Source organism: Thermopolyspora flexuosa (assembly GCF_006716785.1).
GTDB lineage: Bacteria > Actinomycetota > Actinomycetes > Streptosporangiales > Streptosporangiaceae > Thermopolyspora > Thermopolyspora flexuosa.
In genome coordinates, this window is sequence record NZ_VFPQ01000001.1 from 2,394,807 (window position 1) to 2,408,300 (window position 13,494).

The 13,494-nt window shown below is 72.7% G+C and carries 12 protein-coding genes; 6 read left to right on the top strand and 6 right to left on the bottom strand.

Annotation, left to right across the window (positions count from 1 at the left end; genetic code table 11):
- The first annotated feature begins 10 nt into the window (after positions 1–10).
- Positions 11–1,318, top strand: coding sequence for a PrsW family intramembrane metalloprotease (locus FHX40_RS10050; protein ID WP_142259354.1), 1,308 nt, complete (start codon positions 11–13; stop codon positions 1,316–1,318).
- 21 nt (positions 1,319–1,339) lie between these two features.
- Here FHX40_RS10050 and FHX40_RS10055 read toward each other — a convergent pair whose 3' ends face one another.
- The 6 genes from FHX40_RS10055 to FHX40_RS10080 all read right to left on the bottom strand — a co-directional run bounded on the left by FHX40_RS10055 (position 1,340) and on the right by FHX40_RS10080 (position 8,554).
- Positions 1,340–2,605 carry an acyltransferase family protein gene (locus FHX40_RS10055; RefSeq protein ID WP_170198788.1) on the bottom strand — a complete coding sequence of 422 codons (1,266 nt, stop codon included), beginning with the start codon at positions 2,603–2,605 and terminating at the stop codon, positions 1,340–1,342.
- A 704-nt stretch (positions 2,606–3,309) separates the two neighbouring features.
- On the bottom strand, positions 3,310–4,296 hold the full coding sequence (locus FHX40_RS10060) for a COX15/CtaA family protein (RefSeq protein ID WP_373286838.1): 987 nt from the start codon (positions 4,294–4,296) through the stop codon (positions 3,310–3,312).
- Positions 4,297–4,386: 90 nt separating this feature from the next.
- Positions 4,387–5,301, bottom strand: coding sequence for an EamA family transporter (locus tag FHX40_RS10065; RefSeq protein ID WP_142259357.1), 915 nt, complete (start codon positions 5,299–5,301; stop codon positions 4,387–4,389).
- 122 nt (positions 5,302–5,423) lie between these two features.
- Positions 5,424–6,143, bottom strand: a complete 720-nt coding sequence (locus FHX40_RS10070; protein WP_142261677.1) for an ABC transporter permease — start codon at positions 6,141–6,143, stop codon at positions 5,424–5,426.
- Between the two features lie 73 nt (positions 6,144–6,216).
- Complete coding sequence (locus FHX40_RS10075) at positions 6,217–7,125, bottom strand: ABC transporter ATP-binding protein (protein ID WP_142259358.1); 909 nt, start codon at positions 7,123–7,125, stop codon at positions 6,217–6,219.
- A gap of 67 nt (positions 7,126–7,192) precedes the next feature.
- Positions 7,193–8,554, bottom strand: coding sequence for a serine/threonine-protein kinase (locus FHX40_RS10080; protein WP_142259359.1), 1,362 nt, complete (start codon positions 8,552–8,554; stop codon positions 7,193–7,195).
- A 331-nt stretch (positions 8,555–8,885) separates the two neighbouring features.
- On the opposite strand from FHX40_RS10080, the gene FHX40_RS10085 reads away from it, so the two are divergent.
- The 5 genes from FHX40_RS10085 (at position 8,886) to sufC (ending at position 13,470) form a co-directional block, all read left to right on the top strand.
- A complete protein-coding gene (locus FHX40_RS10085) occupies positions 8,886–9,650 on the top strand; it encodes a helix-turn-helix transcriptional regulator (RefSeq protein ID WP_373286839.1) in 765 nt (254 codons plus the stop codon).
- Positions 9,651–9,827: 177 nt separating this feature from the next.
- Positions 9,828–11,240 (top strand): Fe-S cluster assembly protein SufB, encoded by a 1,413-nt coding sequence (gene sufB / locus FHX40_RS10090; protein ID WP_142259361.1) that lies wholly within the window; start codon positions 9,828–9,830, stop codon positions 11,238–11,240.
- Between the two features lie 2 nt (positions 11,241–11,242).
- The gene (sufD, locus tag FHX40_RS10095) at positions 11,243–12,394 is read left to right on the top strand and encodes a Fe-S cluster assembly protein SufD (protein WP_142259362.1); all 1,152 of its coding nucleotides are present in this window, start codon (positions 11,243–11,245) and stop codon (positions 12,392–12,394) included.
- Positions 12,391–12,714, top strand: coding sequence for a non-heme iron oxygenase ferredoxin subunit (locus FHX40_RS10100; protein ID WP_142259363.1), 324 nt, complete (start codon positions 12,391–12,393; stop codon positions 12,712–12,714). Before sufD ends, FHX40_RS10100 begins: the two co-directional genes overlap by 4 nt.
- Entirely contained in the window at positions 12,715–13,470 is a 756-nt protein-coding gene (gene sufC / locus FHX40_RS10105; protein WP_142259364.1) for a Fe-S cluster assembly ATPase SufC, read from the top strand.
- Positions 13,471–13,494: the final 24 nt, after the last annotated feature.

Genomic DNA, 13,494 nt, shown 5'->3' on the forward strand with positions numbered 1-13,494 from the left:
GCTCGCGGGCATGAGGAGCCGTGATCCGGGCCTGGAGCTGAGGGGACGACCGTCCCTGAGGCTGATCCTCGGGCTCGTCGTGACGGGTGCGTGCGCGCTTGCCGCGCTGTCGTTCGACCTGCTCGACGGCGACCCGGTGCACTCGTTCATCGCGGTCGTGTTCGCCCTCGCGCCCGTGCCGCTGCTGCTCGCCGGGGTGCTCGCACTCGACCGCATGGAACCCGAGCCGCGCAGCACCCTGGTCTTCGCGTTCGTCTGGGGCGCGGGCGTGGCGGTGCTGCTCTCGGGCGTGCTCAACCGGCTCAACCTGCTGTACGTCACCCGGCGCCTGGAGGACGCGGAGGCCGCCTACGACCTCGTCGCCACCTTCGGCGCGCCGCCCGTGGAGGAGACCCTCAAGGGCCTCGTGCTGCTCGGCCTGCTGTGGTTCCGCCGCCACGAGCTCGACGGCCCCACCGACGGCATCATCTACGCCAGCATGGTCGGCCTCGGCTTCGGCATGACCGAGAACGTCAGCTACTACCTCGCCGCGCTGGCGAGCGAGCGGGGCGTGGAGACCTTCGCCGTCACCGTGGTGCTGCGCGGCGTGCTCACGCCGTTCGCCCACCCGCTGTTCACCTCGATGATCGGCATCGCGGTGGCGTACACGGCGCAACGCCCGCGCGGCCAGAGCTGGGCGGTGATCGCCGCGGGCTGGCTCGGCGCGATGCTGCTCCACGGGCTGTGGAACGGCTTCGCCTCCTACCAGGGCTTCGGCGGCCTCGTCGTGGCCTACCTCATCCTCATGGCGCTGTTCTTCACCGAGCTGTACATCCTGGTGCGGGACCGCCGGCGCATCGTCGGGCTCATCCAGCGTTACCTGCCGCAGTACGAGCCGACCGGGCTCGTCAACGCCACCGACATCCACATGCTCTCCTCGCTCCAGGGCCGCCGGCAGGCGCGGCAGTGGGCGAAGGCGCACGGCAAGCGGCAGGGGGCCGCCGCGATGAGCGACTACCAGCTCGCCGCCACCGAGCTCGGCCTGCTGCACGAGCGCGCCAGGCGCGGGCTGATCGACGAGGAGACCTTCGCCCGGCAGCAGCGGACGCTGCTCTACTACATGGGCGTGGCACGGTCCCGGTTCCCGGTCCCCGAGCGGCACTACGTGGCGCTGAACAAAGGGCTGGCGCCGCCCGGCTACGCCCCGGGGGCGCCGCCGAGCCCCCCGTACCCTCCCCGGCCACCCGACCGCCGGCCGCCTCCGCCGCCGGGGCCGGCCCAGCAGCCCCCACCGGGCGGGCCCGGGCCGTGGCACGGCCCGTACGGTCCTCCGCAGTGAGCGCCGGGGAGGGACCGTGGCCTATCTCACCATGCCGGACAGCCGAACCGCCGGGAAATGGAGCAGAAACTCCAGCGGGCCCCGGCGGAAGACCCGCTTCCAGGCCACCGCGAACAGGGTGGCGGCCACCACGAACACGGCGAGCACGGTGGTCGGCGAGCCGAGGTGCGCCTCCACGTCCACGTACCGGATGAGCAGGATGTGGACGACGTAGACGGTGAGCGACATCGTGCCGACCGCGAGCACCGGCCCGGCGGGACCGCGCAGCCCGGGGCGCGCCTCCAGCAGGGTGATCGCGGCGACCAGCACGAGGATCGCCACGCCGATGTTCCCCGTGATCTCGAAGGGGGAGCTGCTGTGCGGCAGGGCGACGAGCAGCCGCTCCAGCGGCGTGCCGTGGTCGAGCACGTCGAAGTGGCCTCCGGCGGCCTCGACCGCCGCGGCGGTGGCCTCCACCCGCGCCTGCACGTCGGTGAACACGTTGCAGGCGAGCCAGGAACCGCCGTACCCGAGGGCGGCGAGCGCGGCGCCGGCCTTGACCAGCCGGTGGCGGACCGCCTCGGCGACAAGGTCGAGCCGGGCGATCGCCATGCCCGCGAACACGTACGCCATCCAGCTCGCCGCCGGGAAGCCGCCCACGAGGAACAGCTCGATCAGCCCGTGGCCGCTGACCAGGTTGAGGGGATCGTAGGCGGCGACCGTGTCGAGCAGCTCCGGCGGCACCACCAGCGGCGCCATGGTGACCACCGGACCGCCGAGCGCGGACAGCGCCGCGAGCGTGACGAGCGCCGGCGCGGCGAGGCCCAGGGCGGGCAGCGCCAGCAGGAAGAACAGCCCGTAGTAGGGGACGACCACCCAGATCGTGGAGTGGATCAGCGTCAGCGCGGTGCCGAACACGAGCAGGATGAGGGCGCGGACGGCGACCCGCACCCGCACCCGTCGCCCGGTGGCGTCCCTCCCGATCGGTTCGCGTCCGCTCATCAACACCAGCGATACGCCCGCCAGCAGGGCGAACAGCGCCGCGGAGCGGCCGTGGGCGAACGTGAGCAGCGTGCGCGCCAGGCCTTCGACGGAGTCCGGGGACGGCCCGACGTGCACCGCGAACATGCCGTAGATCGCGAGCGCGCGCGCGAGGTCCACGCCGAGCAAGCGGCCGGTGCCGGCGCCGTGGCCGGCCTCGGGGCTCGGCACGGCGTCGGTGGGCCTGTCCGGCCGTACCGGGGCGCGGTTCCGCGTCGTGAGGTTGCCGCTGTGCTCGGTGGGGGCGGCGGGAACCGTGTGCTTCATGGTGGCAATATGCGGCAGCGCTCTGTCAACGTACACGTGACGTAGCATAAAAATCACACCGCGTGACGGAATCGTGGGTACCGGTCACCCGGGCATGATCGAGTCGCCGGAGATCAAACGGTGACGTGACGTGCACGACGCGCGCCGCACGGTTCCTTCCACGCGGTCCGCCCGCACGCCACGGCCCGCGCCGGTGGCGGGCCGCCGGAGGGATCGCGCGTGCGGGCGGTGGTCCGAGGGACGGGGGAGCCGCGTACGCGGCGGGAAGGGGCCGCGGGAGCGTGGGGGAAGCCGCCGGAGGGGGGAAGGGTGGGGGGAACGCGAGGCGGAGGAGGAGGGACCGCCTCGCGCTCCCAGGGAACAGGAGAACAGGGAGTGTTGCCTTAGGAGGAGGGATGAGTTGCCGTGTGAACGGAGCGGTTACCTCACCTCCCGAGGTCGGGCGGGGGAGCCGGACACGCTCCCGATGACGAACCGGAATGTACAACGGGGCGGCCGCCCGTCCCAGGGGCGGCCGTCCCGGGCATCCGCCCGCCACGGGTGAATCGCCAGGCCACGGGCGCGGCACGCGCGCCGCCGGGCCTGCGGCGAGGTGAAAGTTTCGGCGAGCTCCTGCCGCGGGCATGCGAACGCGCCGCCGTCCCCCGCCCCGGGGCGATCCACGGTGCCGGAGGGCAGGGGTACGGCGACGCGGGGACGCGCGCTCAGACGGAGGCCGGGCGCAGCCGGTCGGCGTCCGGCACGGTGCCGATCGGGTCGCGGTCGCGCATCACGAACACCACGCGCAGCGTCGCGATCCAGGTGAGGGCCGAGCCGAGCACGTGCAGCCCGACGAGCACCGCGGGCACGGCGAGCCAGTACTGGACGGCGCCGATCAGGGCCTGGGCGAGCTCGATGGCGAGCAGCGTGAGCACGGCACGCCGTACCAGAGTGGGGCCGCCGGTGATGTGCACCGCGAACAGCAGCGCGAACGTCAGCCCCAGCACCACCCACACCGCGTCGGCGTGCAGCCGGGTCACCGTCTCGATGTCGAACTGGAACCGGGTGGCGAGCTTGTCGCCGGAGTGCGGGCCGGTCCCGGTGACCACGACGCCGAGCACGATCAGCACGAACACCGCCGCGGTGAGCACGAAACTCAGCGTGCGGATGTGCCGGTGCACGAGCAGGTGGACCGGCGCGTCGCCCTCGCCCGACCGCGCGTACAGGGCGTAGGAGGCGGCGATCATGCCGATGGAGAGCAGGAAGTGCACGCCCACGGTGACCGGGTGGAGCACCATGAGCACGACGACGCCGCCCCACACCGCCTGGGCGACCACGCCGAGCGGCTGCAGGGCGGCGATCTTGACCAGGGAGTCGCGGCGCGGGGTGAGCCGCAGCGCCGCGACGAAGCAGGCCACCGCCACGGCGAGGACGAGGAACGTCAGCAGCCGGTTGCCGAACTCGATCGCCATGTTGATCGGCGCGTGCTCGTCGTGCGGCGCCGGGATGAAGCTGTCGGGCGTGCATTTCGGCCACGTCGGACAGCCGAGGCCGGAGCCGGTGAGCCGGACCGCCGCGCCGGTGACGGTGATCAGCGTGTTGACGACGATCGCGGCGAACGCCCAGCGGTGAACGTCGGCGGGGGTCGGTGACCACACCGACCGGTGCAGGCGGGCCACGATGTTCGGGGACGGATCATGGGTGCGGGACACGACACTCATGCTAGGCGGGGGACCCACCGGTCCCGTCACCGGCCGGGCCGCCCGGCCGTCCTCCGCGCGGGGCGGCGCCGGAAGGGCGCCTCACCCCTCGCCGGCGGTGCGGGTGGAGCCGAGCGAGGCGGCGACCACGCACCCGATCGCGGCCCATTCCCGCAGGTCGAGCACCTCGCCGAGGACGACGAGGCCGACCAGCGCCGCCGCGGCGGGCTCCAGGCTCATCAGGATGCCGAACACCCGCTTCGGCATGCGGCGCAGCGCCTCCAGCTCGATCGAGTACGGGATCACCGACGACAGCAGGCCCACGCCGAGGCCGAGCAGCAGGATCTCCGGGGAGAGCAGGGCCGCGCCGCCGGAGGCCACGCCGAACGGGGCGGAGAGCACGAGCGCGACGAGCATCGCCAGGCCGAGCCCGGTCTGCCCCGGGATGCGGCGCCCGACCGCGGCGCCGAGCAGGATGTACCCGGCCCAGAACAGGCCGGCGAGCGCGGCGAAGCCGATCCCGGCCCAGGTGACCCGCCCCTCGCCGCCGGGCGCGAGCAGCACCACGCCCGCGCCCGCGAGCAGCACCCAGAGCAGGTCGAGCCGCCGCCGCGAGGTCGCCACCGCCACGCCGAGCGGCCCGATGAACTCGATCGCGACCGCGATCCCGATCGGCATGCGGGCGAGCGCCTCGTAGAACGACATGTTCATCAGGCCGAGCGACGCCCCGAACGCGATCCCCACCGCGAGGTCGGTACGGCTCAGCCCGCGCAGCCGGGGCCGGACCATGAGGCAGACCACGACCGCCCCGGTCGCGATCCGCAGGAACACCACCGCGCTCGGCGGCAGCACCGCGAACAGGTGCTTGGCCAGGCCCGCGCCGAGCTGCACCGAGAGCACCGAGAGCAGCACGAGGCCCGGCGGCGGGATCGCGTCCGACGCCGCGCGCAGCACCGCGCCGGGACGGAACCGCCGGGCGCGCAGCGGCTCGCCCGCCCACGCCTGCTGCGCCGTCATCCGCACCCCCTGTCCGGCGATTACCGCCCAGGCAAGGGTAGCGGCACCCGGTTCACGGTGATTCAGCGGCCTCTGTCATGGAAATCCGCCTGTCATAGAGATCCGCCGCGGCGGGGCCGGGGTCACTCCCAGCGGAAGGTGAGCGCGGCGAGCGCGAGCCCGGCCACCGCCCAGCCGAGCAGGACGAACAGCTCGGAGTAGGGAAAGCCGGACCCGCCGGTGAGCAGGAGGCGCAGGCCGGTGGTGAGCGCGGTGATCGGCAGCAGCTCGAGCACGCCCTGCATCGCCCCGGGGAACCGGTCGATGGGGAACACGACGCCGCCGAGGCCGAGCAGGACGAGGTAGACGAGGTTGGCCGCGGCGAGCGTGGCCTCGGCCCGCAGCGTCCCGGCCATGAGCAGCCCGAGGCCGCTGAACGCCGCGGTGCCGACGACCACGAACAGGATCGGGCCCACCGGCCCGGCGGACACCGGCCGCCACCCCAGCGCCAGCGCGACCGCGACGATCAGCACCACCTGCACGATCTCCACGCCGACGATCGCGAGCGTCTTGGCGAGCATCAGGCCGGGCCGGGACAGCGGGGTGGCGCCGAGCCGCTTGAGCACGCCGTACCGGCGCTCGAAGCCGGTGGCGATCGCCTGGCCGGTGAACGCGGTGGACATGATCGCCAGCGCGAGCACCCCGGGCGTCACGTAGTCGATCCGGCGTTCCCCGGGGAGATCCAGCAGCGGCGCGGTGGAGAACCCGACGAGCACGAGGATCGGGATGACCATGGTGAGCAGGAGCTGCTCGCCGTTGCGGAGCATGGCCCGCATCTCCGCGCCCGCCTGGGCGAGGACCATGCGCGGCAGCGGCGCGGCCCCGGGCGCGGGGGTGAAGTCCAGCGTGGTCACGGTGCCTCCAACTCTCCGCGGGTCAGCGCAGCTCGCGGCCGGTGAGCTCGAGGAAGACGTCCTCGAGGGTGCGGCGCTCGATGCTGAGGTCCTCGGTGGTCACGCCCTCGGCGGCGCACCAGGCGGTGACCGTGGCGAGCAGCTCGGGGCCGACGTCGCCCTCGATGATGTAGTGGCCCGCGGGGGACTCCTTGGCCGCGCTGCCCGCGGGCAGCGCCTTGAGCAGCTCGTCGAGGTTGAGGCCGGGGCGGGCGCGGAAGCGCAGCTGCCGCTCGGCGCCGGTGAGCTCGGCGGGCGTGCCCTCGGCGACCACCCGGCCCCGGTCTATGATCACGACGTGGTCGGCGAGCTTCTCGGCCTCGTCCATGAAGTGTGTGGTGAGCACCACCGACACCCCCGCCGCGCGCAGCTCGCCGATCAGATCCCAGCAGGACCGGCGGGCCTGGGGGTCCATGCCCGCGGTGGGCTCGTCGAGGAACACCAGCTCGGGGCGGCCGATCAGGGCGGCGGCGAGGGAGAGCCGCTGCTGCTGCCCGCCGGAGAGCCTGCGGTACGGCGTGCGGGCGTGGGCGGCGAGCCCGAGCCGCTCCAGCAGCGCGCCCGGGTCGAGCGGGTGGGCGTGGAAGCGGGCGACCAGCCGCAGCCACTCGCCGCAGCGCATCGCCGGCGGCACCCCGCCGGTCTGCGGCATGATCCCGACGCGGGCGCGCAGCTCCCGCCGCGACGGCGGCAGGCCGAGCACCCGCACCGTGCCGCCGTCCGCCTGCCGGAACCCCTCGCAGATCTCGATCGTGGTGGTCTTCCCGGCGCCGTTCGGCCCGAGGATCGCGGTGACGGCGCCGGACTCCGCGGCGAAGCTCAGGCCGTCGACCGCGGTCAGCCGGCCGTACCGCTTCACCAGGTCGACGACCTCGACGGCAGGGGAGCTCATGCCACGAGTCTAGGGAGTCCCCGACGGGCTCACCGCCACGCCCCGGGCGCGGTGCGGGCCGTGCCGGTCAGCCGGTGATGGCCGCGATCAGCTCCGCGGCCTGGGGGCGGTTGCGGGGGTTCTTGTCGAGGCAGGCGGCGATCGGCCGCACCAGCGGCTCCGGCAGGCCGGACAGGTCCGGCTCCTTGGAGACGATCTGATGGAGCACCTGGTAGGGATTGGTGCCGGCGAACGGCACCCGGCCGGTGCCGCCGTAGATCATCGTCGACGCCCAGCTGAACATGTCCGAGGCGGGCGTGACCGGCTCGCCGTTGATCTGCTCGGGGGACATGTAGAGCGGGGTGCCCTTGACGCCCGCGGTGGTGGTGGTCTGGTCGAGCGCCTTCGCCACCCCGAAGTCGATCACGCGCGGCCCGTCCGAGGCGAGCAGCACGTTCGCCGGCTTGAAGTCGCGGTGCACGATCCCGGCCTTGTGGATCGCGGCGAGCGCGCCCGAGGTGGCGATGGCGAGCCGGATGAGGCTGTCGCCGCCCAGCGGGCCGGACTCCTCCACCTTGCGCTGCAGCGACGGGCCGTCGACGTACTCGCTGACGATGTAGGCGATGCCGTCGAGCACGCCCGCGTCGAGGATCCGGGCGGTGGAGAACGAGGGCACGCGCCGGGCCGCGGTGAGCTCGCGCATGAAGCTCTCCCGCTCGGTGTCGCTGAGCCGGTGGTGCAGCAGCTTCAGCGCCACCGGCGAGCCGTCGGGGTGCCGGGCGAGGAAGACCGCGCCCTGCCCGCCCTCGCCGAGCCGGTCGAGCAGCAGGTACGGGCCGAACCACCGCTGCCGGCCCGGCCCCGTGCCGCCCGCCGGGCCCCAGGCGGGCCCCGGCGGCGTGGCGGCCGGGCCGCCCTGCCCGGGCACGGTCGCCCATCCGCGCGCGCCGGGCCCCGGCGGGACCGGTGGCCAGGAACCGGGGGCGGGGCCGTACCCGGGCGGCGTGACCACCCCCGGCGGGTACGGCGTGGCGTGGCCGGCGGGCGCCGGGGGCGCGGAGACGCCCGGCGGTGCCGAGGGCGGCGGGCTCGCGCCCGACGGTGCGAAGACCGCCTCCCGGATGAGGAGGGCGTGCACCACGCCGCCGACCAGCAGGAGCCCCCACAGCGCCAGGAGCACCAGGCCGGTCAGGGTGTCATCGGAGTCGGCCAGGGCGACCATGCCGAGGAGCGCGGCGAAATACCCCACGGCGGCCAGCGCATGGAACGTGCTACGCAGCCGTATCGCCGCGAAGCCGATCGCCGCGAAGGTCGCCACCCCGCAGGTGAACACCGGGGACAGCGCCCACACGAGGCTCAGCGCCCGGCGTCCCCCCGCCAGGTGCCCGGACGGGCCGTTGCCGCGCGGATCGGGCGGGGGATACGGCGTGGGGCCGTTGGGATACGACACAGCGCGAATGATACGAGCCGGATCTTCTTTACCGGGGATCAACACACATTTGGGACTAAAAGGAGGTGTTTGTCCCTTTCGGTCCCGGGGCGCACGGAATGAATCGCCCACTCCGCGGCGTTCCCGTCGAAACGCCTCCGCCCGGCCGTGTCCCGGCGCGGATCCGGCGCCGGCGGGCGCACGAGCCCGTACGGCGGCCACGGCAGGGCGGTGCACGGAAGGTTAGGTAAGGCTTCCCTGCGTGACACACGTCATCATCACGATGTCGCGACAGGGTTTGTGCTGCGGGAAGGAATTACGCCACACTGATGTTGTGAAAAACATGGCGGGGATGAAGCGGGGCAGGCAGGAGGCCGCGGCGCGGTCGTCCCGCGTGTCCGGCGGCGTTCCCGTCGGCGTGCTGTCGGGTGCGGGCGAGCGGGGCACGCGGGCGCGCGTGGCCCGGCTCATCCTCGAACACGGACCGATCACCGCCGCCGCGCTCGGCGAGCGGCTCGGCCTCACCCCGGCGGCGGTGCGGCGGCACCTCGACGCGCTGCTCGCCGAAGGGCTGATCGAGCCGCGCGACGTCCGGCCCATCGGCCGGCGCGGGCGGGGGCGCCCGGCGAAGCTGTTCGTGATCACGGACGCGGGCCGCAGCGCCTTCGAGCACGCCTACGACGACCTGGCCGGAAGCGCGCTCCGGTTCATCGCCGAGCGGGTCGGCGAGGAGGCGGTGGCCGAGTTCGCCAGGTCCCAGGTGGCCGGGCTCGTCGAGCGGCTTGCCCCGACGATGCGCCAGGTGCCCGTCGAGCAGCGGGTGCGTGTGCTCGCCCAGGCCCTGTCCGCGGACGGCTACGCCGCCTCCGCGAGCCAGGCCAAGTCCGGGGGCGAGCAGCTCTGCCAGCACCACTGCCCGGTCGCGCACGTCGCGGCCGAGTTCCCGCAGCTGTGCGAGGCCGAGACCGAGGCGTTCGCCCGGCTGCTCGGCACGCCGGTGCAGCGGCTCGCCACGATCGCGCACGGCGACGGGGTGTGCACCACCCACGTCAGCCCGCACGCGCTCGCCGTACGGCGCAAACACGCGCCGCCCGGGGAGTCCCCGGACGACGCCTGAGCCGGCGGACCCGCAGCGACAACTCAACCCGACGACCCGAACGCCGTGGGGCAGGCACTCCGGTGGACGCGTCATCCGCACGGCGGCACGCACCACCCACGGCCCGGAGAAAACCAGACATATCAACAACGCGAAGCGCAAAGTACGCATCACGGAGATGAGCAAGGAGACCGGAGGGTGACTGTCACCGACCGCCCGGAGCTGGCAGGCCTCGGGAATTACAAGTTCGGCTGGGCCGACCCCGACGCCGCCGGAGCCGCGGCGCGCCGCGGCCTGTCCGAGGAGGTCGTCCGCAACATCTCCGCGCTCAAGAACGAGCCGGAGTGGATGCTCGACCTGCGGCTGAAGGGCCTGCGCCTGTTCCAGAAGAAGCCCATGCCGACCTGGGGCGCCGACCTCTCCGGCATTGACTTCGACCAGATCAAGTACTTCGTCCGTTCGACCGAGAAGCAGGCCACCTCCTGGGACGAGTTGCCTCCGGACATCAAGAACACCTACGACAAGCTCGGCATCCCCGAGGCGGAGAAGAAGCGGCTCATCGCTGGCGTCGCCGCCCAGTACGAGTCCGAGGTGGTCTACCACAAGATCCGCGAGGACCTCGAGCAGAAGGGCGTCATCTTCCTCGACACCGACACCGGCCTCAAGGAGCACCCGGAGATCTTCAAGGAGTACTTCGGGTCGGTGGTCCCGGCCGGCGACAACAAGTTCGCCGCGCTCAACACCGCGGTGTGGTCGGGCGGCTCGTTCATCTACGTGCCGCCGGGCGTGCACGTGGAGATCCCGCTCCAGGCCTACTTCCGGATCAACACCGAGAACATGGGCCAGTTCGAGCGGACGCTGATCATCGTCGACGAGGGCGCCTACGTGCACTACGTCGAGGGCTGCACCGCGCCGATCTACCGCTCGGACTCGCTGCACAGCGCGGTCGTCGAGATCATCGTCAAGAAGAACGCCCGGTGCCGGTACACGACCATCCAGAACTGGTCGACCAACGTCTATAACCTCGTCACCAAGCGCGCCGTCGCCTACGAGGGCGCGACCATGGAGTGGATCGACGGCAACATCGGCTCCAAGGTGACGATGAAGTACCCGGCCGTCTACCTCATGGGCGAGCACGCCAAGGGCGAGACGCTGTCGGTCGCGTTCGCCGGTGAGGGCCAGCACCAGGACGCCGGGGCCAAGATGGTCCACCTGGCGCCGCGGACCTCCTCGACGATCGTGTCGAAGTCGGTGGCGCGCGGCGGCGGCCGCACCTCCTACCGCGGCCTGGTCCAGATCGAGGAGGGCGCCGCGGGCTCGTCCTCGTCGGTGAAGTGCGACGCGCTGCTCGTCGACACCATCAGCCGGTCCGACACCTACCCGTACGTCGACGTCCGCGAGGACGACGTCGCCATGGGCCACGAGGCCACGGTCTCCAAGGTCTCCGAGGACCAGCTGTTCTACCTGATGAGCCGCGGCCTGTCCGAGGACGAGGCGATGGCGATGATCGTGCGCGGCTTCGTCGAGCCGATCGCCCGCGAGCTGCCCATGGAGTACGCGCTCGAGCTCAACCGGCTGATCGAGCTGCAGATGGAAGGAGCGGTGGGCTGACCATGGGCCTGGAGACCGTCAAGCCGCTGTCGACCCGCCGCGACGCCCTGGCCGTGGACGCCGCGACGCTCAGCGCGGGCGACCTCGACCGGCTCTTCCCGGTCCCGACCGGCCGCGAGGAGGACTGGCGGTTCACCCCGCTGTCCCGGCTCAAGGGGCTGCACAACGGCACGGCCGAGCCCTCCGGCTCGGTCGCGGTCGAGGTGGACGCGCCCGACCAGGTCATGGTCGACTCGGCGGGCCGCGAGGACCCGCGCGTCGGCCGCGCGTTCCAGCCCGCCGACCGGGTCGCCGCCCAGGCGTACGTCTCGTTCGAGAAGGCCGTGATCATCACGGTCCCGGCGAACGAGACGCTCGACCGGCCGATCACCGTCCGGGTGCGCGGCGAGGGCGGGGGCGCCGCCTACGGCCACCTCGTCGTCAACGTGGGCGAGCTCGCCGAGGCGACCGTCGTCATCGAGCACACCGGCAGCGCGGCCTACGCCGACAACGTCGAGTTCGTGATCGGCGACGGCGCCACGCTGCGGGTGGTGAGCCTGCAGGAGTGGGAGGACGACGCGGTGCACGTCTCCCACCACCACACCCGGCTCGGCCGCGACTCGGTGTTCCGCTCGTTCGTGGCGACCCTCGGCGGCGACCTGGTACGGCTGTCGCCCTCGATCGCCTACACCGCCCCGGGCGCCGACGCCGAGCTGTACGGCCTGTACTTCGCCGACGCCGGCCAGCACCTGGAGCACCGCATCCTGGTCGACCACACCGTGCCGAACTGCCGCAGCAACGTGCTCTACAAGGGCGCGCTGCAGGGCGAGGGCGCGCACACGGTCTGGATCGGCGACGTGATCATCCGCGCCGAGGCGACCGGGACCGACACCTACGAGTACAACCGCAACCTCGTGCTCACCGACGGCGCCCGCGCCGACTCGGTGCCGAACCTGGAGATCCTCACCGGCGAGGTCGTCGGCGCCGGGCATGCCTCGGCCTCCGGCCGCCTCGAGGACGAGCACCTGTTCTACCTGCAGTCCCGCGGCGTGCCGTACGAGGAGGCCCGCCGTCTGGTGATCATGGGCTTCTTCGGCGAGCTGATCGAGCGCATCTCGGTTCCGGAGCTGCGCGAGCGGGTGCTCGCCGCGGTGGAGGCGGAGCTGGAGAAGTGACGTACGTCAAGGTCTGTTCCCTGGAGGACATCCCCGACGGGGGCGTGCTCGGGGTCGAGGTCGGCGACACGCCGGTCGCGCTGGTGCGGCACGGCCGGGAGGTCAACGCGCTGCACGACGTGTGCTCGCACGCCGAGGTACGGCTCAGCGAGGGCGACGTCTACGACGGCGCCCTGGAGTGCTGGCTGCACGGCTCGTGCTTCGACATCCGCACCGGCAAGCCCACCGGCCCGCCGGCCACCCGGCCGGTCCCGGTGTACCGAGTGAAGATCGACGGCGATGACGTACTCGTCTCGCTCGACATTGATGGAGATTCCTAAGTGTCCGTTCTGGAGATTCGAGACCTGCGAGTCGCCGTTGACGACAAGCAGATCCTCAACGGCGTTGACCTGACCGTCCGGGCGGGGGAGACGCACGCCATCATGGGCCCGAACGGCTCGGGCAAGTCGACGCTCGCCTACGCCATCGCCGGCCACCCCAAGTACACCGTCACCGGCGGCGAGGTGCTGCTCGACGGTGAGAACGTGCTGGAGATGAGCGTCGACGAGCGGGCCCGCGCCGGCCTGTTCCTGGCGATGCAGTACCCGGTCGAGGTGCCCGGCGTCAGCGTGTCGAACTTCCTGCGCTCCGCGGTGACCGCGGTGCGCGGCGAGGCGCCGAAGCTGCGCGACTTCTCCAAGGAGCTGCGCGCCGGCATGGACGCGCTCGCCATCGACCCGTCGTTCGCCCAGCGCAACCTCAACGAGGGCTTCTCCGGCGGGGAGAAGAAGCGCCACGAGATCCTGCAGCTCGAGCTGCTCAAGCCGAAGATCGCGGTCCTCGACGAGACCGACTCCGGCCTCGACGTCGACGCGCTGCGCGTGGTCTCCGAGGGCATCAACCGGTTCCGCGCCCGCGAGGGCACCGGCGTGCTGCTCATCACCCACTACACGCGCATCCTCCGGTACGTGCGGCCCGACTACGTGCACGTGTTCGCGGGCGGGCGGGTCGTCGAGGAGGGCGGCCCCGAGCTGGCCGAGCGCCTCGAGGCCGAGGGCTACGAGCGCTACGTCCAGGCCGCGAAGGCGTCGGCGTGACCCACCGGCTCGGCACAACGGGCG